A 22,998-nucleotide genomic window follows, 5' to 3' on the forward strand; every position below is an offset into this window, starting at 1 on the left:
CGACCCTTTCGCTCCTATTTGCCGCTGACGATCGGCAGACCGGCTTCTTTCCAGGCGCCGATCCCGCCGCCCAGATGCGTGTCGATCGCTGCTTGCGCCTCGCTGCAGCGATCGAGCGCCATGCCGGACCGCTTTCCGCCCGCGCACTGAAGCACGACGGTTCGTCCGGCGGCATCCGGAACATTACGCGGTGAAAAGGTCGACAAAGGCATGTTTACTGCACCGGCAATGTGGCCCGCGGCAAATTCGTCCGGTTCACGCACATCGATGAGGAGCGCGGAACCGTCCGCGAGCATGCCCTGAAGCTCCAGGGGCCGGACTTCCCGATGGGACTTTGCCTTACCGAATCCAAACATGGATAGTCTCCTTCAATTTATATATTGCATATATCGTGTAATCGTTATATTCGTCAAGTCAGTTGTCGAGGAGCGTGAGAGGAACTCATGGACAAGCCTAAAATCGTGGTGCTGGGCGCCGGGCTGGGCGGAACGATCGCCGCCTATGAAATCAACGCCGCGGTAAAAGGGCGCGCGGAGGTGATGATGGTTTCCGAATCGGAAACCTACTCCTTCGTGCCTTCGAACCCTTGGGTCGCAGTCCGTTGGCGCGAGCCGGAGGCGATCCAAGTGCATCTGCCGCCGATCTTCGCGAAGAAGAAGATCGGCTTTACGGCTTTGGGTGCCAAGCGCCTCCATGCTTCGGAAAAGCGACTGGAGCTCAACGATGGCAGTTCAGTCAATTACGATTATCTTGTAATTGTAACCGGACCGGATTTGGCATTTGATGAAATCGAGGGATTGGGGCCGCATGGCGGTCACACCGTTTCGATCTGCCAGACGGCCCATGCCTCCGCAGCGGCCGAGGCCTTCGAGCGCTTCGTCGAAAATCCGGGGCCTATCGTCGTCGGCGCCGTCCAGGGCGCCTCCTGCTATGGACCGGCCTATGAGTTCGCCCTGATCCTCGACACCGAGCTGCGCCGTCGCAAGATCCGCGACAAGGTGCCGATGACCTTCGTGACCGCCGAGCCCTATATCGGCCATCTCGGCCTCGACGGCGTCGGTGACACCAAGGGTCTGCTCGAAAGCGAGATGCGTGAGCGGCACATCAAATGGATCACCAATGCCAAGGTCGCAAAGGTCGAGGCGGGCATGATGCATGTCGAGGAAGTCGGCGAGGACGGCGCGGTCAAGAAGACCCACGACCTGCCCTTCGGTTTCTCGATGATGCTTCCCGCCTTCCGGGGCGTACCGGCGGTGCGCGGCATCGAGGGGCTGACAAATCCGCGCGGCTTCATCCTCGTGGACAAGCACCAGCGCAACCCGGCCTTTCCCGAAATCTTCGCGCTCGGCGTCTGCGTGGCCATTCCGCCGACGGGGCCGACGCCCGTGCCAGTGGGCGTGCCCAAGACCGGCTTCATGATCGAGAGCATGGTGACCGCAATCGCCGCGAACCTCGACATGGTCCTGGATGGCAAGGAACCCACGGCCGAAGCGACCTGGAACGCCGTCTGCCTCGCCGATTTCGGGGATGGCGGCGTCGCCTTCGTGGCGCAGCCGCAAATCCCGCCGCGCAACGTCAACTGGTCGGCGAGCGGCAAATGGGTCCACCTCGCCAAGATCGGCTTCGAGAAATATTTCCTGCGCAAGGTGCGCAAGGGCGAGAGCGAGCCCTTCTACGAGAAGCTCGCCCTCCATGTCATGGGCATCCGCAAGCTGCGGATGTGACCTTCATTCTCGACAAGCAAGGAATGCGACAATGACTCTCGATCGCGCCGTCATGATCTTCGCCGGATGTGTCGTCCTTCTGGGCATCGTCCTGTCTCTCACGATTCACCCCTGGTGGATCGCGCTCACGGCTTTCGCGGGTCTCAACATGATCCAGGCCGGCTTCACCGGCTTCTGCCCCGCCGCGATCGCCTTCAAGGCGATGGGCGTTCGGCCGGGGACCGCCTTCAAGTGAGCCGATCCTGCCGGTTCGTTCGTCTGACGCTGGGACTCGCCGTTTTTCTTGCGGCGAGCACCGCGGCCAGCGCCGCGACGCTTGAGGAAGCGATTGCGGCGGCACTGCGCCACGCGCCCGAGATCGTGGTCGCCGATGCGGAAACCGACGCCGCCAAAGCTCGCCTCGAGCAGGCGCGGTCGGGGCGGCTTCCCACCGCGACGCTGAGCGGGACGATCGGCTATGGCCGCCTCGATCCCCAGAACTTCTTCAACCTGGGCGCCGCTGACGTCACGCCGCGCGCCGCGCAGGTGGTGGTCGAACAGCCGCTCTTCACCGGCGGGCGGGTTGGCGCGGGCATTGATCGGGCACGCGCGGGGATCGCGGGCGCAGAGGCGGGGCAAAGCGGCGCACGCGCTCAGCTCGCCATGGCCGTGACACAGGCTTATGGCGACGTCCTGACGGCGGCCCGCATGCTGTCCCTCTACGAACGGTTGCTCACCGAAACCACAGAGATCGAGCGCCAGGCACGGCTGCGCTATCGGGCCGGAGAAAGTCCGAGCACCGATGTCGCGCAGGCCGGCGCGCGTCTGGCCGAGGCCCGTGCAGGGTTGGCCCGGGCGCAGGGCATGCAGATCTCGGCGCGCGCGCGTTTTACCAACCTGGCAGGGATCGAGCCCGTCGATCTGCAACCCTTGCCCGCCAATCCGCCGCTTCCAGGAACGCTCGATGAGGCCGTGGAGGAAGCGATGCGCAGCAACCCTCAGCTCGTCCAGGCCCAGGCCGGCCTGCGCGCGGCACAGGCCGCAGCGCGCGGCGCGCGCGCCGAACAGCTGCCCACCGTCGGTGCTTTTGCCGAAGCCGGAACGGTGCGCGACCAGTTTTTCCCGGATTATCGCGCGGACAGTGCGACTGTTGGCATCCGGGCGCGTTGGGAATTCTTCAGCGGCGGCCGCGTGTCGGGCAGGGTTTCGGAGGCGAGCAGCGAGGTCCGCGCCGCGGATGCGCGGATGCGCGCGGCCAGCATGCAGGTCGAGGAACAGGTCATTTCCGCCTTCCAGGGCGTGCGCACCGCCCAGCTCGTCGAACAGGCCGCGAGCGACCAGGCCGGTTCGGCGACGCAGGCGCTCGAGAGCGTTCGCCATGAGGTACGGGTCGGCATGAAGCCTCAGCTCGACCTGCTCGATGCCGAGCGGGAGGCGATTGCCGCCGAGGCGGCATCCATTCGCGCGGGCACAGACCGCATCGTGGCGGCCTATCGGCTCGCCGCCTTGCTCGGTCGCCCCTGAACCATGAGGATAAGCATGATGCACAAGAACTGGCCCGCCATGGCCGCTGAACTGACCGGCGCAATCAAGGAAGTGCGCCTGGGCAGCCCCGAGGTGACCAAAGCCTTCTCGGCGATGGCGCGTGCCGCCACCGAGGCGGGCGTGCTCGACACCAGGACGAAGGAGCTGATTGCGCTCGCCATCTCGGTTGCGATCCGTTGCGATGGTTGCGTCGCCTTTCATGCGCAGGCGGCGGTCAGGCAGGGCGCGACCCGTGACGAAATCATGGAGACGATGGGCATGGCGCTCTACATGGGCGCGGGCCCAAGCCTGATGTATGCGGCGCAAGCGGTGGAAGCGTTCGATCAGTTCGCCGCCGAAGCTGGCGGCGAAGCGCCAAAGCAATGATCGCGGTTGCCTAGACGGCGTGGACAAATTCCCGCTTCAATGATTTCCGCTCTTAAGCGCTGGCACTCGATGACGGATGGCCGAAACGTTGTGGGAGCGGGCACACCTATTCCTCCCCAAGCTTGTCTTCGGGAGGGGGACCGCGAAGCGGTGGAGGGGCCGCCGAACGCGGAAGGCCGGTCCATTTCCCCTCCACCACCCTTCGGGTGGTCCCCCTCCCCGAGACAAGCTCGGGGAGGAACTAAATGTGCGAAAAGTCGTCGCGTCCTGACAATCCGCTTCCGGGATTAAATACCGGATGGCCGTCGTTCGAATTTGTCCACGCCGCCTAGAGTCTGTCCTGTTAGACTGAACCAGCATGTTCCCCCAAAAGCAGGAACCAGCGCACAATCGACGACCCTGACCGCCCTGGGCTCCTGCTTCCGCAGGAGCACTGATTCCGCTCACGCAGGACAAGCTTTTGATTTGGAGGCGAGGGTGGGATGACGGCCCAAATTCGGGGCCAGTCTTCCAGTAGAGGGCATTCTGACTCGTGGCGGCCGAAAGGGTGAATCCTGTCAGGTCGTCACTCCGCTGCGATCGATGATGCTGCCGGCCTTGAGCAGTTCGGTGGCGCGGTCGACTGCGACGGCTTCCGAGAAGTAGAAGCCCTGGCCACGGGTCTTGGGGCTGAGCGCCAGCAGCATCTCGCGCTGTTCGGACGTCTCGACCCCTTCCGCGATCACCTTGATGTCCAATTCGCGGGCAGCGCCGATGATGGCGCGGACGGTCTTGGCCTTTTCGTCGTCCTGACCGGCGCGTTCGATGAAGTCCCGCGCCACCTTGAGGTGGCTTACCCGATAGGCGCGCAGATATTCGAACGATGAATATTCGCCGCCAAAGTCGTCAAGGGCGATCTTGACTCCCAGTTCGGTGAGGCGGTCGAGTATCGGGTTTCGAGCGAGGGTCATTTGGGCGAGCATCGACTCGGTGACATCCAGTTCGAGCTGGTTGGCGTTGACCCCGGTCTTGGCCAGCAGGGCGGTCACGTCCTTGATGAATTCGGTGCCGTTCTTGAGCTGCAGCAACGACACGTTGACTGCGATCACCGGCGGGGCCACCCCCTCGTCCTGCCAGAGTTTCATCTGTGTCAGCGCCTTGTCGAGGACCCAGCGACCCAGATCCTGGATGACGCCGACGCCCTCGGCGACGGGGATGAACTGGGCAGGGACCAGTATGCCACGGGTTGGATGGCGCCAGCGCACCAGCGCCTCCATGCCGATGATCCGACCGTTCGCCAGCTCGATCTGAGGCTGATAGTGCAGGAAGAGTTCGTCGCGCGTGAGCGCCAGTCTGAGATCGGCGGCGATCGTGACGCGCTCGTTCACTTCCTGGTCGAGCTCGACGGAATGGAACCGATACTGGTTGCGACCCTCCTCCTTGGCGCGATAGAGCGCCAGGTCCGCCTCTGCCAGCAACTCGTCCGGCCCGATCGACTTGGTGGTGTAGATGGAAATGCCGACGCTCGCGGTGACCCGCAGTGCGGCGCCGCCGATGTCGTAGGGCGCACTGAGCACGCCGATGATTTCGGTGGCCAGGGAACCTGCGGCGGAAGGCTCGCTGATGTCTGCCTGAAGAATGGCGAATTCGTCGCCGCCCAGTCGAGCGACAAGGTCCGTATCGCGCACCCGGTTCTTCAGTCGATCGGCGGCCTCGCGCAGCAGCAGATCGCCCACCGGGTGTCCGCGCGTGTCGTTGATGTCCTTGAAGTGATCGAGATCGAGATAGAGAACGGCGAACGGCATCCCGCCCCGGCCGGCCGCGATGAAGGCCTGATGCATGCGTTCGACGAAGGTGGCGCGGTTGGCGAGGCCAGTGAGGGAATCGGTGCGCGCGAGGAGGGTGATCTTCTCCTCCGCCGCCTTGCGCTCGGTGATGTCGGTGAAGATCCCTTCGATCTCGACCAGCCGCCCGACCTCGTCGCGCACCGGCGAGTAGCGGTTTTCCAGCCAGCGGAACGATCCGGTGGGAAGCATCATGCGCACCTCGATCGACGCCGCTCCGCCCTTCTTGTCCATGACATTGCCCATCGCCTCGACCCATCTCGACCGGTCGTCGGGATGGATAAGCTTGTCGAGCAGGTGGAGGAATGAGGTGTCGCCGCTCAGCAATGTCTTGGCGCTGTAGCCGAACTTGCTCACATTGCTGGATATGTAGGTGAGCGGCAGCGCCGGTTCGCCCTTCAATCGATATAGCACCGTCGGACTGTTCTGGACGATCGTGTTGGCATCGGCGAGCTCCGCCAGGTAGCGCGCGCGCATCGTGGAGATCCCGATCAGACCAGCCAGGGTGGACAGCGTATCGGTCTCGGCCCAACTCCAGGCACGCGCTGTCGCGCTCGAATCGATGAACCACAGCGCCTCCCACAGCTTCCCGTCGATCATCACCGGAACGATGAGCATCGACCGCATCTCCGCCTGTTCGAACGCCTCGCGGGCCGGACCGGCGACATTGTCGAGGGTCACGGTGCTGCGTTCCCCGATCAGACTTGCCGCTCTCGTCGCGGGAAGGGCGATATTGAGGTCGAGCGCCTGGAACATCGCGTCGTCGATCATGGCGCGCAGGCCCGGCGCGCACCATTCGTGGCGGATCGTCGATCGCAGATGGCCGTTTCGATCCGAGGTGATCGGGCCCAGTTGAACCCGGCTCACGGCCAGGGTCTGGCCGATCAGTTCGAGCACGGCGGCGATGGCTTCGTCCAGATTGATCGAACCGAGCAGTTCGGCGGCGCCGTGCGTCACGGCCTTCAGCATGGCGTCGTGGGCGACGAGCGCTTCCTGCGCCTCCTTGCGCTGGGCAAGTTCCTCGCCCAGACGCTGATTGGACTGGTTGAGTTCCGCCGTCCGCTCGCGCACCGTCTCTTCCAGGATCGTCTGCTGGTTGGCCAGCCGCTTGTCGCGATCCTGGATCACCTCGAGCATGTCGTTGAACGAGAGCGCCAGCGCGCCGACTTCGTCCTGGTTGCCGGGCTGGGCGCGTATGGCATAGTTGCCATCCCGCGTGACGCTGATCATGGCTTCCGACAGGTCGATGATGGGCTTGAGGATGCCGCGCTGCAGCCTCAGGAAGAGCCAGGTCGCCAAGCCGAAGGCCAGCACCGCGATGCCGAGAGTCAGTCCGCCGGCCAACAGCAGGCTGGAAATCAGCCGCCGCAGGTCCGACTTCAGATAGATCGTGCCGAGCCGCTCGCCCTTGAACCGGATCGGCTGGCTGAGGACGAGCGAGTTGCCCGAGAACTGATAATCGGTCTCCTGAGGCGATGAAGCCAACCGCCCCGGTCCGCCGGTTTTGGCGCCATAAGTGGCGAACATGTTGCCCTCTTTGTCATAGACCGCCGCGAACATCACGTTGGGCACCTCGGACAAGGCCGCCAGCGTGTCGGCGGCGGCCTTGCGATCATCGAACAGGAGCGCGGGCGCGGTGTTGGCCGCGATGATTCCGGCGCTCGATTTCAGTTCCGAAAGCGTCTGCCGTCGCCAGTCCGTCACTTCTCTGGTGATCGCCAATCCCGAGAGTGCGAACAGCATCACACCCGTCACCAGCAGGCACACCAGCAACAGTTTGCGGCCGATCGGCTGGTCGGCGAAGGAGAATTTCTTAGCCACTGGTACGACCCTTATCTCGCGTGATCCGCCCAAGCCTCAACAGTTGGGAACTGATCGAGAGACCCGTGCGGCGGGCGGCATCGATGTTGACCTCAAAGCGGATCTTGTTGTTTTCGGGATAGAAATTGAACACCGCGCCGCTCTCCGCGAACCCTCTGGAGTCGCCCACGGTCAGGATCGGCCGGCCCCTGATCCCGGTCAGCACCTTGCCGAGCGTGGCGGTGTCCGAGCCGGCAATGTAGATAATCTGGCAATCCGCCACATCGTCGGCGTCTACCCGCCGAACACTCAGCTTGTCGCTTCCCACCGGCTTGCCGGCGACGACATCGATGTCGCCGCCAAACGGATCTGTCCCCACGATGCAGAGCGCCAGGACCCCCGGGCGATGGGATTGCGCGGGCCAGTCGACGAACCTGGCGAAGTTGTAGAGAAAGGCGGCCTTGACCTGATATTCGCCGGCCGGCGCGGCGGAGAAGGCGGGGGAGGGGAGCACCAGAAGGCCGGCGACGAAAGAGAATGGCAAAAGTGGCTTGAGCAGTCTCGCTGCGCCCTTTGCCGCGATGTCCGCCTTGAGTTGATTTTCCGGGCGCCGTCTCATGGCTCAGAACCTCGCTGTGGCCGTCAGGTTGACCGTGCGCGGAACCTCGGTCTGGACGCTTAGAGTTGGCGAGGATTCCGGGTGGCGGGACTGCAACAGATTCTCGCCAGAGAGACTGAAGGACAGGTGATCACTCGCCCACCAGCCGAAGCGCAAGTCGAGGCGGACATAGGCCGGAATGGCGGTTGACGCGCTGTTTGCCAGGTCAAAGTCGCCGACTTGGTATTCGCTGGCATAGTAAATGGCCGCATCAAACTCGGTTCTTCCCGGCAGATCGAGCTGGGATCGAATCTGAAATCCATGGTGCGGCCCTCGTCCTACCAGGAGTGCCGCAGACGGATCGACGGGCCTGATATCTCCCAGATTGAGGCTGTAGGCACCGAACAGTTGCCAGGTGCGGAGGATTTGCCAGCGGATCGCGAGCTCCATTCCATAGAGCTCGCCGGCTGCCTGATTGCGGTATACGAGAGGGACGACAAGATGCGTCGGCGGCGGGGACGATTCCAGAAACGGCGTTCCGGTCGTGACCGACTGGGCTTTGGTATACCGGTTGTAGAAACCCGAGGCGTCGATCGCCAGATTGTCCTCGATGGCGCCACGGTAGCCGACCTGCCATGAGGTCAGGCGCTCCGCGTCCACTGCGCCCGGATTGCCGAAAACTGCGATCAATGCCGGCGGCGCCGTGGGCGATGCCGGCGTCACTGCAAGATTGGCACGGGCGAACTCGTCGCCGAACGATGGCGTGCGCACCGCCTTCGAGACCGCGGCCCAGACGGTGTGATCAGGCGCGATGCTCCACCTCAATCGCAAGGTCGGCTCGTTCTCCCAGCCGGTATAGCTATTGTGCTCCAGCTTCAGGCCAGCGATCAGGTGGAGCCTGCCGGTCAGGGCGAAATCGTCCTGGGTGAAGAGATTATAGACCGTCTCGCCGCCGCTCGGCGGCGAGACGGAAATGACTTGAGTCGCTCGCGAATCGTAGGTGATCCGGCGATAGCCGCCGCCCCACACCAGGTCGTGCCGCATGCCCAGAACGACGTGATGGCGCAGTTCCACGTCATAGGTGTCGAACCTGACGTCAGCGTTGATGAACTGGGTGTGCACTTTGTCGTAATAGCCTTGCGCCGTCAGGTCGGAGGCTGGCGAGAAGCGGTGATTCCAGTTGGCAAGAAGGTGACCGCCGCGGTTGATCTGGACCTGTGGCGTGGCCACGATCGGTCCGGTCAGATTCGGAAAGAGCGCCAGGCTATTGGCCCGCTCGTCATAATATTCGGCGTTCATGGAGAGGGTGTCGGCGGCGGACGGAGTCCAGTCGAGACGCACGCCGCCCCGGGTTTGACGCCAGCTATCCCCCGCATCGCCCCCGGTCGATGTACGGAGCGCAGCCCGATTGAGGATTTTGCCGTAGACCCGGTAGAAGGCGCTGTCGGACAGCTTGCCGCCATAGCTGACCGCGACCGTGCCGTCATCCGACGTCCCGCCGCTGGCGCTCGCCACCAGGCCGGGGGTGTCCCTGGCGTTTCTGGTGATGATGTTGATGACGCCGTCAACCGCATTGGCGCCCCAGATGGTCGCACCGGGGCCGCGGATCACTTCGATGCGCTCGATATCCTGCAGCGGCAGTTCATGCAGGTCCCACAGGACCGCTGAAAGGACCGGGGTGTAGACCGAGCGCCCGTCTACCAGCACGAGCATCTTGCCGGGAAAGGCAACGTCATAGCCGCGTGCGCCGATAGCCCAATCGTGGGCGGAGAAACGGGCAACCTGCAGGCCCGGGACCATGCGCAGCAGTTCCGGGACCGAAGACATGCCGGAGCGGCGGATGTCTTCCTGCGTGATGACATAGACGGCAGCCGCCGCGCCGCCCAGCGACTCAGGCCTCTTGCTGACGCTGGTCACCTCGATGTTCATCAGCTGATCCAGGCTGAGGTCCAGCAGTTGAGGGGTATCGCCATCCTGGTCGGACGGCGCCTGCGTATCGGGGGTGCCTGAGGTGGTGGGGACGGCGATTGACGGATCTAGGGGGGCGACCAACGCCGATGCGCAGGCCAGCGTCGCGGCCAGCCCCGTCCTCCGGTGCGCCGGCTTCCAGCCTCTGCCGGGAAAGACCGTTTTCGAAGACGTTGACGTCAAGCGCGAGATCCTACCCGGACCGCCGGCGTTCGATCAGACCACACCTTGTGGTGATCTGCCCCAATCACCTGAGCTGTTGTGCCAAGACAACTATCATATCCGGCGAGATTTTGGAAACTAAAGTTGGAAAATGGGACTTAATCTGGACTGCTCGTGAGATAGATAAGGGAGGAGGATGCTTCTTCCCTGACAGCGAGACAATGCTTTCAACCGGCGTACGAGTCGATAGCGCGATACCAGTATCATGATACGTATCTTCAGCTGATCGCGGTGAGACGCGACACGCTGGATCTCTACATGGAAAATTCAGTTAAAACGCCACGCCTTAGTCTCAGGCTATTTCAGCGCATTGGGGAATGAGCTTTGCGTTGTCGGAGGAATCGCATATGCTCATAGTCAAATAACGGCAGCCCGGAAAAGAATTCGGCTGCTCGTTGAAATTCGATCTTCCGATTGGACGTGTTGGCCGGATGGCCCTCCAAGGGAGCCGAGTGTGTCGGACAATCAGGTTGGCGTAGTGGGCGAAGGCGGCGGCAAACTGGACGCTGCGGTAGCCGCTGAGCAGCTTCGTCTGCTCGTGCGTCGACGCGCGGACCTGCTCATCAATCTGGTCGTTGCCAGCATCGCCAGCGCGGTGTTCTGGCCGCTCTATCCCGCCTGGGCCTTGGTGACCTGGCTGGGTCTGCTCTTCGGAATCATCGGTGTACGCTATCTGCTGCGGCGTCGCCTCCAGGCCGGCGGCGGGAGCGAGAATTGGAGGTGGGTTTCCTTGGCGGGGGCCTTCGGGACAGCCTGCCTATGGGGCAGCTTCGCCTCCGTCATTCTCATGACATCCGACACCTCCTATCATGTCTTCGTCATTCTCTTGCTCTCCGGCGTGATGGCCGGAGGCGTCGTGACAAATTCCCCCTATTTGCCGGCAATGGTCGCATTCATGGTGCCGACCATTCTGCCCGTCATCCTCATATTGCTGAGCCGGTCCCAGATGAGCCAGGTCGCGCTGGGAACAACGGTTGCGATATTCACCGCTGCCCTTTTCGCGGCCGGCCGCAGCGTCAACCGGTCGATCATCGAAAACGTCCGGCTGAGGGTCGGCCAGACCACATTGCTCGAGCAACTCAAGGTCAGCGAGTCATTGATGGCGCAGGCGCAGAAAACTGCGCTCGTGGGTGCAATCGAGCTCGATGTCGCGCGCGACAAGATCCTTTGCACGCCGGAGATTTTCGAAATTTTCGGTGTCGATCCCGCCACATTCGAACCGTCGGCGGGAACGCTCGTATCCCGGGTCAGTCCAGACGACCAGGACGTCGTGCGCGCACTCATCGCCGATTATATCGAAACCGGCGCCAGCAAGGATTTCGACTGCCGGCTCAAGATGGACGACGGCGCGATCAAGCATGTCCATGTGAACACGCGGGCCGCCCTGGATGCCAGAAATCGCCCGAAACGGCTCATGGCGATCATACAGGACGTGACCGAGCGCACGACGAACGAAATGGAAAGGTCGGCGCTCGCGGCAATCGTGGATTGTTCGAGAGACGCGATCGTATCCGAGACGGCCACCGGTGTGATCACAAGCTGGAATCCCGGCGCCGAGCGGCTGTTCGGCTATGATGCCCGGGAAGTCCTCGGAAAAAACATCAGAATGATCATTCCCGAAAGCCGGCACGAGGAATTGCGGAGGAACTTGCTGGCGCTGCAGCGTGGCGACAATATCGAGCCATTCGACTCCGTGCGCCGGCACAAGGACGGCAGGCTGATACCGGTTTCGATGTCCGTCTCGATCAACAGGGACGGGGCGGGAAAGGTGATCGGCGTTTCCTTCATTGCTCGCGATATTACCGAGCGCCAGGTGGCGAGCGAGGCGTTGGCTTATCGCGATCGACTGCTCCACGCCGTGACCCTCGGCACGGGCATTCTCGTCAAGGCCGGATCGCTCGATCAGGCGATGCCCGAGTCCCTGAGCCTGGTGGGCAAAAGCCTTGGTGTGGACCGCGTGGTCGTCATGCAGGATCGCCCGGCCGAGGGACAGGCGCCGATCGTGCGTGATGTCTGGCAGGCCGAGGATGTCGAGGCTCGGCTCAATGCGGTCGCCCTGCTGGGCCAGCCCGTCGAGGATCCCATCATGAACGCCTGGATCGCGCCCCTTCGCGACCATCAGAGCGTTGCGACCCAATTGAGTTCCAGCGAGGGTCACGTTCGCGCCTTCCTGGAGCGCCTGCAGATTCAATCCTCGTTGATCGTCCCGATTTTCGTCGGCGAGACGTTCTGGGGCGCTCTCGCCGTCGATTCATGCCGGTGCGTGCGCGCGTGGACCAAGACCGAGATCGACATGCTGAACATCTTTGGCGACATTGTCGGATCGGTGATGGTGCATGAGGCGAGCTCGCGCTCGCTGGAGCAAAGCGAGGCACGCTTTCGGGCCGTCACCACGGCTGCCCAGGACGCGATCATCGTCGTCGATGGCAGTGGCAAGATTGACTTCTGGAACAGCTCGGCGGAGCGCATTCTGGGCTATAGCGCGGCGGAAGCGCTCGGCAGGGAAGTCCACGATCTTCTCGTTCCGCCCAAGTTTCGAGAAGACGCCGCGCGAGGCATGGAAACCTTCGGAGCAACCGGGCAGGGGAGACTGGTCGGCAGAACGACCGAGTTTTCGGCGCTGCGCAAGGATGGCGTGGAGATCGCCGTCGAAATTTCGCTGGCCGGCGCGAAGCTGGATGAGCGCACGAGCGCCATCGGCATCCTGAGGGATATCACCGAGCGCAAGAGGGCGGAGGAAAAGCTCCAGTTTGCCAATCTGCTTCTCAAGACGCAGATGGAGGCATCGCTCGACGGCATTCTGATCGTCGACGCGCAGGCCAGGATCATCTCCTTCAACCAGCGGTTCATCGAGATATGGAATGTTCCGCAGGCCGATCTGCTCGCCGGCGATGACAATGTCATACTGGCGAAGGTGCAGTCGTCGGTGAAGGAGTCGTCCAGGTTCATCGAGCGCGTGCGGTATCTTTACGACCATCCCGACGAGGATGGCTATGACGATCTGGAAACGGTCGATCAGCGATCGCTCGAACGATATACGGTCGCGCTGAAAGCGCCGAGCGGGGAATATCTCGGCCGGGCCTGGTTTTTCCGCGACATCACCGAGCGCAAGCGCGCGGCGGAAATTGCGCACAGATCGGCCCGCGAGGATATCCTGACCGGACTCGCGAACCGGGCGGTCTTCGTCGAAGACCTGGAGCATGCGATCGCATCGGCGAAGCGCGGCGTCAGCAGCTTCGCCGTCATCTATCTCGATCTCGATCATTTCAAGGATGTGAACGACACGCTCGGCCATCCGATCGGCGATCAACTTCTGAAGGCAGTGGCCGGCGTGCTGCGATCCCACACGCGGGAAACCGATACCGTCGCCCGCTTCGGTGGCGATGAATTCGCGATCATCGTCGCCGATATCAGGGATCCGACGGACGCGGCGATCCTGGCCGACAAGCTCATCGACGCCCTGAGCGCGCCGTTCATCGTGCAGGGGCACGAGGTTCATAGCGGCGCCAGTCTCGGTATCGCCATGTTCGGCGCCGATGCGCCCGATGCGGAAACATTGCTCTCTTATGCCGACGTCGCGCTCTATCGGGCCAAATCCGACGGGCGCGGCGGCTATCGGTTCTTTACCGACGAGATGGACAGGGAAGTCCAGTTGCGCGTCAAGCTGGGGTTCGAGCTTCGCGAAGCGATCGATGCCGGCGACCTTTTCCTGCTCTACCAGCCCCAGGTGGCACTGGGCAGCGGGCAGATCACCGGCGTCGAGGCCTTGGTGCGCTGGCGTCACCCCGTGCGCGGCGTGCTGGGTCCGGACTTGTTCATTCCCATAGCCGAGCGGATCGGCGTCATCGCAAAGCTGGGCAACTGGGTGCTCTGGACAGCCTGTCGGCAGGCCAAGATCTGGCTCGATATGGGCCTGCCGCCAGTGCGCATGGCGGTGAATGTCTCGGCTTTGCAGTTCAAGACGCCGGTCGCGCTGGAAGATGAAATCACGAAAATTCTCTCGAAGACCGGGTTGCCGCCACAGTCGCTGGAACTCGAATTGACGGAGACCGTCCTGATGGAGGTGACCCGGGAACATAGCGATGTCCTCTCGCGCCTTCGCGCGGCCGGGATCACGACCGCAATCGACGATTTCGGCACCGGCTATTCCTCACTCAATTATCTGATTCGTTTTCCAAGCAATCGCGTCAAGATCGCGCAGAATTTCGTCGCCGATCTGGAGAGCATTCCCGAGAACGCCGCCATCATCAAGGCGACGATCGGACTCGCGCGGGAATTGGAGATGAATGTCATCGCGGAAGGTGTCGAAACCGAAGTTCAGGCGAAGATGCTGAAAAAATGGGGATGTCAGGAAGTACAGGGCTACCTGTTCGCCCGTCCGTTATCAGTTGAAGACACCACAGCCATATTAAAGGTCGGCAAAATTTGCGCCTTATCGAAGGTAACCAAATTGGGGGATGCGTGAACCATATTTGCGATTGAACAAGGAATAGCAGTCGCGGTACAATCAACATCGCATACTCAATTGTGCAATGCACTGGAGAGTTGCCGGGGTGAAACAGTCGGCCGGGTTTGCAGGGATCTTGCCATGACGCATGCGCTTTCGAACGGAATCGAATTTAATGCGCCCGCGATGGCGCTGGCCGTGAAGCGGCTCGGTGTGCGGATGACCTTCCCGAAAGGGGTCGAAATCTTCGGCCAGGATGAGGAGGCCGATCTCGTCTATGGTCTGATGTCGGGGGCCGTGCGGACCACGCGAATGCTCAGCGACGGTCGGCGCCAGATCGGCAATTTCTATTCCCGGGGCGATCTGATCGGCCTCACCACGGGCCCGGTGCACCGCTTCTCTGCGGAAACGCTGTCGGATTGCAGCTTTCGGGTCGTGAAACGATCGTCGATCCAGCTCCACGGCGGCGACGATGAACTCGACGACGCCATCTGGGAGGCCATGCGGCGCGAGCTCGAGCAAGCGCAGGAGCATCTTCTGTTCCTGGGCCGCACCTCGGCCTGCGAGCGTGTGGCCAGGTTCCTCATCAGCATCGCCCCCCGAAACTCCAGCGCGCGCGTTGCCCTGCCCATGAACCGCCAGGACATGGCGGACTATCTGGGCCTCGCCATCGAGACGGTGTCGCGGACGGTCTCGCATCTTCAGGCATCGGAGATCATCGAATTTTCGGGCTGTCGATATTTTCGCGTTCTGCGATGGGATGCGCTGGAGTTGCTTGCCGCATGACGGCAGGCGCGTCATCGCGCGAAGACATCCATCATCCGAAGCACCACCGGTCCGCCCACGATCAGGAAGATCGTGGGCATGATGAACAACATCATCGGCAAGGTCATGAGGGATGGCAGGCGGTTCGACCGTTCTTCAAGCGCGATCAGGGCATCGCTGCGCAATTCGGCGGCCGCCACCCGCAGGGCGTTGGAGAGTGGCGTGCCATAGCGGAGCGTTTGCGACAGCGTCGTCACCACTGACCTGATGCCGGGGGAATCGACGCGCTGCGCCAGCTTGCGGAAGGCTTCGTCCCGATCGAGCAGGATTTTGAGGTCGGCGGAGGTCACCTCCAGTTCCTGCGCCAGTGCCGGTTGGGTTGCGCGGATTTCCACCGTGATCCGGTCGAGGCCGTCCTCCAGTGCGAGCCCGGCTTCCACGCAGATGACCAGCAATTCAAGCGCCTCCGGAAGGCCGCCGGAAACGGCTGTGGCGCGCCCCTTGGCCATCCGCCTGACGATGAGCAATGGAGCGAACCACCCGATCATGACCCCCGCCGGCGCGAGCGCCAGGGCGCCGAGGGTGACGAGCGGGCCGGCCGTGTCGAGCATACCCAAGCCGATGAGCGCCATGCCGGCACACATCGCTCCGCACGCCAGGCGCGCCACCGCGAAGGCGAGCGATGCATTGCCGGCCCGAATCCCGAGCCGCGCACAGATATGCGCGATCTGCGCCAGATCGGAATCGTGCAGGCCTCGAACCGAAACACGCAGCAGCGCGGCATCGGCGCGCGCCGCCGCTTTTTCACGCGCGTCGGGGGCGGGCGAGGGAGGCGCGACCAGCGAGACGCGCGCCGTGATGACCTTGCGACGCTCCCGGACGAGCTGGACGATCAGCAGGGCGCCGCCCGCCAGAAGCGCGAAAGCGAGAAGACCGGGCAAGATGGGAGACGAGAACATCGCGGCTCGCGCTCCTCAAATTCGGGTCGCGTGGCGCATCATCTGGCGCATCGTCAGAAAGCCGGTCGCCAGGCTGCCGACCGCGATCACGACGATCACGTTGCCGCGCGGGTCGCTGATCAGGGGCGCGAGATAGTTCGGATTGATCGCGAGGAGGCCGGCGACGATGACCAGCGGGATCGAGGCGAGGATGTAGGACGTCATGCGGACTTCGGCGGTCACCGCCTTGGCCTTCAGCCGCATTGCCCGGCGCTTCCGAATGATATCCGAGAGGATTTCCAGCGTGGTGGTGAGATTGCCGCCGGTGGCGTGTTGCAGGGCCACGGCGACGGTGAAGAAGCGAAAGTCGGGAAGGTCGATGCGCTGCCCGGCGGCGGCCAGGGCCACATCGAGCGGAACGCCGATATCCATCTGGTCCGCGATCACCCGGAACACCGCGTCGACCGGCGGGGATGGTTCGGTCGCGACCGCCCTGATCGCGGCGCTGATCGGCAGGCCGGCGCGGAGCATCCGGATGATCGAGTCGATCGCGTTCGGAAAGCGATCGGTGAACAGCGCCTCGGTCTTGGCCTGCTCCATCGAGAGCTTGAGATGCGGCCCGGTGAGGAACGCCATGATCGTCAGTGGCACGGCAATCCATCCGGGCAAGCCCAGCATCGTGCGGGTGACCAGCCACGCGCCCGCGCCGCCGAGCAGACCGATCGCCAGGAGGATCGGGCTATGGCTGCGCGTTCCCCAGTCGTGGCTCTTGCGGAAACTGAAGACGGCGCTGATGAACTCGTCGGCCATCCGCAGGAACCGCGTGATCCTGGGCAGAGGGCCGGCGCGCAGCGTATCGACGTGAGCGGCCGCGATCATCTCGACGCGCCGCGTGATGATGACGCGGTGGGTCCGCGAGCCTATCGCCACCAGCAGCATCGCCCCGCCGCCGAGCATCAGCAGAACCATTGCAAGAAAGCCGCGGCTCATTGCGCCGCCTCCATGTCGCCGGTCAGGGTCTTCATGAAGGCATCGCCCAGGCCGAAATATTCGAGCCGGCTCATGAAGCGGGGCCTCGTCGCGTGCCCCTCGAACGCGCCTTTCAACGTGCCGTCCGGGTTTTCGCCGATATAGTGATAGCTGAACAGGGACGCGAGCGTGATCACCTCGCCTTCCATGCCGACCACCTCCTCGACCTGGGTGATCCGTCGCTTGCCGTCCCGCATGCGTTCGATCTGGATCAGCAGGTCCAATGCACTCGTCATCTGGGCGCGGATGGCCTGGACCGGAAGATTGGCGTTCGCCATCAGGATCATGTTCTCGATGCGGGCCAGCGCATCGCGCGCGGAATTGGCGTGGATGGTCGACATCGATCCGTTATGTCCGGTGTTCATCGCCTGCATCATGTCGAATGCCTCGGTGCCGCGGACTTCGCCCACGATGATCCTGTCGGGGCGCATGCGCAGCGCATTGCGCATCAGGTCGCCCTGGGTGACTTCGCCATGGCCTTCGATGTTGGCGGGGCGCTTCTCGAGCGACACGACATGCGGCTGCTGCAATTGCAGCTCGGCGGCATCCTCGATGGTGATGACCCGCTCGGCGGGGTCGATCAGTCGTGACAGCGCATTGAGGAGGGTCGTCTTTCCCGATCCCGTTCCGCCCGAGATGATGATGTTGAGACGGCAGCGTGCCGCGATCTCGAGAGCCCGGCTCAAGGCCGGCGACAGCGTGCCGAGCTCGGTGAAGCGCGAGAAATCGACAACGCTCTGCGAGAATTTGCGGATCGATATGCAGGGGCCGCAAAGGCTGAGCGGCGGAATGATGATGTTGACGCGGCTGCCGTCCGCCAGCCGCGCATCCAGCATCGGGCTGGATTCGTCGACCCGCCGGCCCACGGCCGATGCGATACGCTGCGCAATGTGCATCACATGGGCATCGTGACGGAAGGTCACGGCGGTAAGCTCGAGCTTGCCGCCCCGTTCGACATAGACTTTGCTCGGACCATTGACGAGAATATCGTTGACCGACCGGTCCTTCAGCAGAACCTCCACCGGGCCGAGGCCGATCATGTCATTCACGATATCGGCGGTGAGGTTGCGCTGTTCGTTCGTGTTGAGCAGCGTGCGCCGCTCGTTCGCGATCGCCGTGATGAGCTGGTCGATACGGGTGGTCAGATCCCCGGGCGCCATGCGAACGGCAGCCGCCGGTTCGATCCGCAACAGAACCAGATCGCGGATGGAATCCCGGACGGACGCCGCCGCCGTGCCCGCTGGCTCGTCATAACTCATGTCCGGCTCAGGATCCGCTGAAGAAGGCTGGGCCTGTGCTCGACCGCGCTGCCGGCAAGGATGCTGAGGACGGGCTCCAGACCCTTGTCCAGGGGCGGACAACCGGGATGGCCTTTCAATCCCAGCAGGGCGCCCATGCTCACCTCCCGGGCATAGGGGATGATGACGTCGGGCGGGGCGCCGGCTGCGTGCGTGAAATCGTCGAGGGGCAGACTCCCGGGCGCGCCGCTCATGTTGAGGATATGGATGAGTGTCCGCTCGGCGGTGTTGGCCCCCAGCCATTGGCGCCATCGCGCCACGTCGCGGGCCGAGACGAGGCGGCCGTCGCTGACCAGCAGCAGCGTGCTGGGCATGTGCAGCGAGCGATCGAGCGCGGGCGCGCGATAGGCGGGCACGTCGGCCAGAATATAACGATAGCGGCTCGCCACCTTGTCGAGCAGCGCGATCAGACCCGCTTCGTCGAAATCGGTCGGCGTATTGATCGGCTCAAGCGACGCCATGAGATCAAGCCGTTTCGTCACATGGATGAGGCCGCGCTCGAGGAAAAGATCGTCGACGCGCTCCGACTGGGCGAGCGCCTCATGCAGCGCATGGCTGGGGGACAGATCGAGCTGCAATGCGCTGTCGCCGCCCCGCAGATCGAGATCGAGCAGAAGCACAGGCCTTGGCGGCGATTCGGACAGGCCCAGTGCGGTCCGCAGGGCGATGGTCGTCGCACCGCTGCCGCCGCGCACGCCGACCACGAAGACGATCCGCCCCCTCCTGATGCTGGCCGGTTCTTCCTTGCCGGTGAGGATCGCGCGACATGTGTGGGCGACGACGGTCGTCACCAGCGGCTTGAAGAAATACTCGACCGCGCCGGCTTCCCGGATGTTGCGATAGAGGCGGATGTCGTTGACGTCGCCGACGATCAGTACCGCCGTGGAGGGCTCGCACATGTTGATCAGTTTGCGGACACTGTCGGCCGGATCATTCTCCCCGGTGGCATCGACGATCAGCAGACGCGGAGAATCCCGACTGCCGATGTCGGTCAACGCGGCGCTCATCCCGCCCGACTTGAAGAGCGCGCCGGGTGCCAGGTCGCTCAGCGCCTGACGGATGACGCCCGCCGAGTCCTGATCGGACATATAGACATTGACTTGCGGCGCGGTCGCCGCACCCCCCAGCCCGGATCCGGTGGACGCGCCGTTCATCAGCGGGTCTGCGGCGTCGTTTGCGCGGCCTCGGACGAGGATCCGGTGTCGTTCCCCGTGCTGAGCTTCTTCACCGCGCCTTTGTGATAGGCCTCGACTGCGCGGGCCTCGCGTATGCCGCTGGCCGGCTCCAGCGCCTGGCCCTGGTCGAGATCCTTCACGTCGGCGACCATTGCACGCAAGTTCGCACGGTTGTTACACCCCAGCGGAATGCCCACCCCCCCTCCCGCACCGTTCGATGTCTGGTCTTGCGGACAAGGCGACATCGAGGCCCGGTCGGTGATGGCCGCATCCTGATCATGCGCGACGCAACCGGACAGGATCAAGGATGCGGCAATCATAAGCGTGCCAATTGCGCTATGTCGCTTGATGAGATTGGTCAGGTTCAAGGCTTTTCCTCCAGCATGAAACCGGCCGGTCCGGCGAGATGGGGCCGCTCCCCCGCCGGCGGCGCCCCGGCGTGATCGATGCGACCGTAGAGGATCTGCTCAAGCTGGTTCGCGAAGACCAGGTTATCCGTGGGCAGACGGAGATCAGCCGTGTGCGAGACAGGGCGCACGACATAGGGGGTGACGATGATCACCAGTTCGCTCTCGTTGCGGGTGAAACTGGTCGAGCGAAACAGGGCGCCAAGGATGGGGATGTCGCCGAGCCAGGGGAAACGCTTGACGTTGCTGGAGGCGCTGTTCTGAAACAGGCCGGCAATAGCGAAGCTCTGGCCGCTGGCGAGTTCGACGGTTGTCTCGGCGCGCCGCACCGCGATGCTGGGCACCTTGACGTTGTTGATGGTCACCGCTCCCTTGTCGGAAAGCTCGCTGACTTCGGGCCGGACCTTCACGCTGATGCGGCCGGCTGCGAGCACGGTCGGGGTGAAATCGAGGCTGACGCCGAAATGTTTCCATTCGATCGTGACCTGATCGCGGCTCTGCGCGACGGGAATAGGGAATTCGCCGCCTGCCAGGAAGCTTGCGGTTTCGCCGGATGTCGCGGTCAGATTGGGCTCGGCGAGGATCGTGACCAGACCGTCATTCTGCAGGGCATCCACCAACGCCGAGATGTTGGTGGAGTCGCTGTGATAGCCAAAGCCGAGGGAACTGAGCCCGTTCAGCGAAGTGTCGCGTGCGAAGTCGCCAAAGCCGCCGGTGACGGGATTCCGACCGGTCAGCAGGCCGACGGCGACTGACCCATTGTTAAAGACGGCGCTCCAGTTGAAGCCAAATGATCGCGATACCGATCTAGACACTTCGGCGATCCGCACCTGCAGATTGATCTGTGTTCCGCCGGTCACTGCGACGTTGAAGTTCAGGCCATCCTTTTCCTGGAGATATTGCTGGGCCGCCGCCTTGAGCGCTTCGGCCTCGCGAGGGGTCGCAACCTGGCCGGTCACTGTCAGGCCGTTCGAGGCGCTCTCGACTTTCACGCCCGCACCGGGATTCGTCGCCCTCAGCGCATCCTGGATCTGATCGGCGCCGCGAACGACATTCACCGTATAAGCCCTGACCTGTCCGCTGCGCGTTGTCACATAGAGCGATGTCGAGCCGGGCTTCTTGCCATAGACGACGATCCGCGTCGGATCATTGGCCTGCACATCGGCGATGTCCGCGTTGGCGATGAACACGGTGACGGCCGGTTCGTCCTTGGCGATCGTCATCGCCTTGTCGACATCGACCGAGATCACGCCGGCCTGTTTCACCTGTTCCGCAGCCGCCACGGATGCGGTCATCCATGACGGGGTGCCGGTCAGCAGGAGCAGCGCAGCGGCCGCGAAAAGCTCCTTGTGTCCGCGTGAGCCCCCTGCCGGACCCGCCATCAAGTCCCCGGTACGCCGCGTCATTTGTTGCCTCCCCCGGAGCCGCGGATGATGAGAACGGAGGGAGGGCTGACGGGTAATATGTCCCGAGAAACGCTCGGAGCACTCGGAAGGCTCTGACGTCTGGACAGGGGCGAGGGCGGGGGGGGCAGTCCCGCCAACGCTGCGGATACATCGCCGGCCCAGACGGGTGGCGATAGAGATGTCGCGCCGGTGCGGTCACCCAGAGGGCGCAGCGCCAGTTCGAGTGTGCCGATCTGACCCGCGACAACCACGCGCTGGACCTCCAGCGGCCGCGCTTCGAGAGTGATCGTCTGCGGCGTCACGCTGCCGGAACTCGTCGCGCTGCTGTCAGACAGGGTGCTGCTGCTCCTTTGTTTTGCGGGCTTTTGCGTGAGGCCAAGGGCGTGGCCCACGGCAACCACCCGTGCATCGGAAAGAAGGGTTTCGCTGACCGTCTTGCGGGCCGGGGAAACGCCGTCGATTGTCTGGACGAGGATGACATCGACCCGGTCGCCCGGCAGGACGAGCCCTGATGCGCTTTGCCGCGCGTCAACGGGAATGGTCACAGCTCGAAAACCGGGCACCAGCGTTGCCGCGAGGAACCCTCGCTCATCGGGACGCAGCAGCGCGGCGGCGGTCAGGACTTCACCGGCGGACAGATTTCGGCGGGTCAGAGCACCGACCAGTTCGGTTTCGGTGTTGATCCCCTGCACGAAACTACCGGGTTGTGGCTGGGCCGTCACAACAGGGCGCCAGACAAAATCGCCGGCGCGCAGCAAGGTGCCGGCGTCGATCGGTCGCGCTGCAACGAGAACCATCTTCCTCGTATCGGCGACCGCCAGTCTATCCATGCTGGCCCCGCTGCGCAGCCAGATGAAGCCGACGAAAATGCCGGCGATCAGCGCAAGGGCGCCGATCCCGAACAAGATGCTGCGCAGCAGCGGTGTCATGGCAATCCAGACAGAACCAGGGCGGCGCCCGCCAGGATGGCGATCCCATAAGGCAACTGGTCACTACCGGCGATTTGCGTGACCGGGGCCGCGACGGGAGCGTCCGCAGGCATGTGCGACGGCGCGGAGGGATGCGGGGCGAGGGCGGCCGTCTGCCGCCGTTTCGCATAGCGCGATGCCAGTCCTCCAATGGCGTACAAGATGGCCAGAATACCGCCAGCCAGCGCGATTGCGGTGACGAGCGTGAGGACCTGCGAAGGCGCGACCAGGAATGTGACGGCTGCAATCATCTTGGCATCGCCCCCGCCGATATGATCGCGACGGGCCAGGCTGGTCAGGGCGATCAGCATCGCTGCGCCGATCGCGAGGCTGATCAGCAAACCAAGACCGCCATCGATCAATCGCAAGCCGAGGCCCGCCACCAGGACGCATAGCACCAGCTCATTGGGAATTGTCCGCGTCCTGAGATCGATGGTGGCGGCGAGCGCGAGGCTCGCCAGCGCAAAGACCTGCAACGATACCAGTGTTGTCGACCAGGTCATGTCGAGCGCCCGCCCGGCGGCGGAGCCGGTCGTGCTT

General features: G+C 63.5%; 18 protein-coding genes. 6 read left to right on the forward strand and 12 right to left on the reverse strand.

Annotated features, from left to right (window positions below; genetic code table 11):
• Positions 1-14: 14 nt before the first annotated feature.
• Entirely contained in the window at positions 15-356 is a 342-nt protein-coding gene (locus KK488_RS19170) for a rhodanese-like domain-containing protein (RefSeq protein ID WP_214625321.1), read from the reverse strand.
• Positions 357-443: 87 nt separating this feature from the next.
• Between KK488_RS19170 and KK488_RS19175 the strand changes: the two genes are divergently transcribed.
• The 4 genes from KK488_RS19175 to KK488_RS19190 are packed head-to-tail and all read left to right on the forward strand — an operon-like array spanning position 444 to position 3,614.
• Positions 444-1,724 carry an NAD(P)/FAD-dependent oxidoreductase gene (locus KK488_RS19175; RefSeq protein WP_214625322.1) on the forward strand — a complete coding sequence of 427 codons (1,281 nt, stop codon included), beginning with the start codon at positions 444-446 and terminating at the stop codon, positions 1,722-1,724.
• A gap of 31 nt (positions 1,725-1,755) precedes the next feature.
• Positions 1,756-1,959: a YgaP family membrane protein gene (locus KK488_RS19180; protein ID WP_214625323.1), complete on the forward strand. Its 204-nt coding sequence runs from the start codon at positions 1,756-1,758 to the stop codon at positions 1,957-1,959.
• On the forward strand, positions 1,956-3,227 hold the full coding sequence (locus KK488_RS19185; protein WP_349356938.1) for a TolC family protein: 1,272 nt from the start codon (positions 1,956-1,958) through the stop codon (positions 3,225-3,227). Before KK488_RS19180 ends, KK488_RS19185 begins: the two co-directional genes overlap by 4 nt.
• Before the next feature lie 39 nt (positions 3,228-3,266).
• Positions 3,267-3,614: a carboxymuconolactone decarboxylase family protein gene (locus tag KK488_RS19190; RefSeq protein ID WP_250890762.1), complete on the forward strand. Its 348-nt coding sequence runs from the start codon at positions 3,267-3,269 to the stop codon at positions 3,612-3,614.
• A 557-nt stretch (positions 3,615-4,171) separates the two neighbouring features.
• Here KK488_RS19190 and KK488_RS21625 read toward each other — a convergent pair.
• Genes KK488_RS21625 through KK488_RS19205 form a run of 3 tightly spaced genes read right to left on the reverse strand, consistent with a single transcriptional unit; the run spans position 4,172 to position 9,986 of the window.
• On the reverse strand, positions 4,172-7,258 hold the full coding sequence (locus KK488_RS21625) for a bifunctional diguanylate cyclase/phosphodiesterase (protein ID WP_214625324.1): 3,087 nt from the start codon (positions 7,256-7,258) through the stop codon (positions 4,172-4,174).
• Positions 7,251-7,856: a TOL_0243 family YfiR-like periplasmic protein gene (locus KK488_RS19200; RefSeq protein ID WP_214625325.1), complete on the reverse strand. Its 606-nt coding sequence runs from the start codon at positions 7,854-7,856 to the stop codon at positions 7,251-7,253. The genes KK488_RS21625 and KK488_RS19200 overlap by 8 nt, the downstream gene beginning before the upstream one ends.
• A gap of 3 nt (positions 7,857-7,859) precedes the next feature.
• Complete coding sequence (locus KK488_RS19205; RefSeq protein WP_214625326.1) at positions 7,860-9,986, reverse strand: TonB-dependent receptor plug domain-containing protein; 2,127 nt, start codon at positions 9,984-9,986, stop codon at positions 7,860-7,862.
• A gap of 493 nt (positions 9,987-10,479) precedes the next feature.
• Here KK488_RS19205 and KK488_RS19210 point away from each other — a divergent pair, with 493 nt between their 5' ends.
• The gene (locus tag KK488_RS19210; protein WP_214625327.1) at positions 10,480-14,490 is read left to right on the forward strand and encodes a bifunctional diguanylate cyclase/phosphodiesterase; all 4,011 of its coding nucleotides are present in this window, start codon (positions 10,480-10,482) and stop codon (positions 14,488-14,490) included.
• A 123-nt stretch (positions 14,491-14,613) separates the two neighbouring features.
• The gene (locus KK488_RS19215; protein ID WP_214625328.1) at positions 14,614-15,258 is read left to right on the forward strand and encodes a helix-turn-helix domain-containing protein; all 645 of its coding nucleotides are present in this window, start codon (positions 14,614-14,616) and stop codon (positions 15,256-15,258) included.
• Positions 15,259-15,269: 11 nt separating this feature from the next.
• Here the strand turns inward: KK488_RS19215 and KK488_RS19220 are convergent, their stop codons facing one another.
• Genes KK488_RS19220 through KK488_RS19255 form a run of 8 tightly spaced genes read right to left on the reverse strand, consistent with a single transcriptional unit; the run spans position 15,270 to position 22,961 of the window.
• On the reverse strand, positions 15,270-16,196 hold the full coding sequence (locus KK488_RS19220; protein WP_214625329.1) for a type II secretion system F family protein: 927 nt from the start codon (positions 16,194-16,196) through the stop codon (positions 15,270-15,272).
• A gap of 15 nt (positions 16,197-16,211) precedes the next feature.
• Positions 16,212-17,165: a type II secretion system F family protein gene (locus tag KK488_RS19225; RefSeq protein ID WP_214625330.1), complete on the reverse strand. Its 954-nt coding sequence runs from the start codon at positions 17,163-17,165 to the stop codon at positions 16,212-16,214.
• The gene (locus KK488_RS19230; RefSeq protein WP_214625331.1) at positions 17,162-18,463 is read right to left on the reverse strand and encodes a TadA family conjugal transfer-associated ATPase; all 1,302 of its coding nucleotides are present in this window, start codon (positions 18,461-18,463) and stop codon (positions 17,162-17,164) included. Before KK488_RS19230 ends, KK488_RS19225 begins: the two co-directional genes overlap by 4 nt.
• Entirely contained in the window at positions 18,460-19,656 is a 1,197-nt protein-coding gene (locus KK488_RS19235; protein ID WP_214625332.1) for a CpaE/TadZ family protein, read from the reverse strand. The genes KK488_RS19230 and KK488_RS19235 overlap by 4 nt, the downstream gene beginning before the upstream one ends.
• Positions 19,656-20,045: a CpaD family pilus assembly lipoprotein gene (locus KK488_RS19240; RefSeq protein ID WP_214625333.1), complete on the reverse strand. Its 390-nt coding sequence runs from the start codon at positions 20,043-20,045 to the stop codon at positions 19,656-19,658. Before KK488_RS19240 ends, KK488_RS19235 begins: the two co-directional genes overlap by 1 nt.
• Complete coding sequence (locus tag KK488_RS19245) at positions 20,042-21,490, reverse strand: type II and III secretion system protein family protein (protein ID WP_214625334.1); 1,449 nt, start codon at positions 21,488-21,490, stop codon at positions 20,042-20,044. The genes KK488_RS19240 and KK488_RS19245 overlap by 4 nt, the downstream gene beginning before the upstream one ends.
• On the reverse strand, positions 21,487-22,419 hold the full coding sequence (cpaB, locus tag KK488_RS19250; protein ID WP_214625335.1) for a Flp pilus assembly protein CpaB: 933 nt from the start codon (positions 22,417-22,419) through the stop codon (positions 21,487-21,489). The genes KK488_RS19245 and cpaB overlap by 4 nt, the downstream gene beginning before the upstream one ends.
• The gene (locus KK488_RS19255; RefSeq protein ID WP_214625336.1) at positions 22,416-22,961 is read right to left on the reverse strand and encodes an A24 family peptidase; all 546 of its coding nucleotides are present in this window, start codon (positions 22,959-22,961) and stop codon (positions 22,416-22,418) included. Before KK488_RS19255 ends, cpaB begins: the two co-directional genes overlap by 4 nt.
• Between the last annotated feature and the right edge of the window lie 37 nt (positions 22,962-22,998).

The organism is Sphingobium nicotianae, assembly GCF_018603885.1.
Lineage (GTDB): Bacteria > Pseudomonadota > Alphaproteobacteria > Sphingomonadales > Sphingomonadaceae > Sphingobium > Sphingobium nicotianae.

Excerpts from the sequence above, each read along its gene's own strand:
- KK488_RS19215 (WP_214625328.1), top strand. The coding sequence starts at position 14,614 with ATGACGCATGCGCTTTCGAACGGAATCGAATTTAATGCGCCCGCGATG.
- KK488_RS19190 (WP_250890762.1), top strand. The coding sequence starts at position 3,267 with ATGGCCGCTGAACTGACCGGCGCAATCAAGGAAGTGCGCCTGGGCAGC.
- KK488_RS19170 (WP_214625321.1), bottom strand. The coding sequence starts at position 356 with ATGTTTGGATTCGGTAAGGCAAAGTCCCATCGGGAAGTCCGGCCCCTG.
- KK488_RS19180 (WP_214625323.1), top strand. The coding sequence starts at position 1,756 with ATGACTCTCGATCGCGCCGTCATGATCTTCGCCGGATGTGTCGTCCTT.
- KK488_RS19220 (WP_214625329.1), bottom strand. The coding sequence starts at position 16,196 with ATGTTCTCGTCTCCCATCTTGCCCGGTCTTCTCGCTTTCGCGCTTCTG.
- KK488_RS19175 (WP_214625322.1), top strand. The coding sequence starts at position 444 with ATGGACAAGCCTAAAATCGTGGTGCTGGGCGCCGGGCTGGGCGGAACG.
- KK488_RS19230 (WP_214625331.1), bottom strand. The coding sequence starts at position 18,463 with ATGAGTTATGACGAGCCAGCGGGCACGGCGGCGGCGTCCGTCCGGGAT.
- KK488_RS19200 (WP_214625325.1), bottom strand. The coding sequence starts at position 7,856 with ATGAGACGGCGCCCGGAAAATCAACTCAAGGCGGACATCGCGGCAAAG.
- KK488_RS19255 (WP_214625336.1), bottom strand. The coding sequence starts at position 22,961 with ATGACCTGGTCGACAACACTGGTATCGTTGCAGGTCTTTGCGCTGGCG.
- KK488_RS19235 (WP_214625332.1), bottom strand. The coding sequence starts at position 19,656 with ATGAACGGCGCGTCCACCGGATCCGGGCTGGGGGGTGCGGCGACCGCG.
- KK488_RS19225 (WP_214625330.1), bottom strand. The coding sequence starts at position 17,165 with ATGAGCCGCGGCTTTCTTGCAATGGTTCTGCTGATGCTCGGCGGCGGG.
- cpaB (WP_214625335.1), bottom strand. The coding sequence starts at position 22,419 with ATGACACCGCTGCTGCGCAGCATCTTGTTCGGGATCGGCGCCCTTGCG.
- KK488_RS19245 (WP_214625334.1), bottom strand. The coding sequence starts at position 21,490 with ATGACGCGGCGTACCGGGGACTTGATGGCGGGTCCGGCAGGGGGCTCA.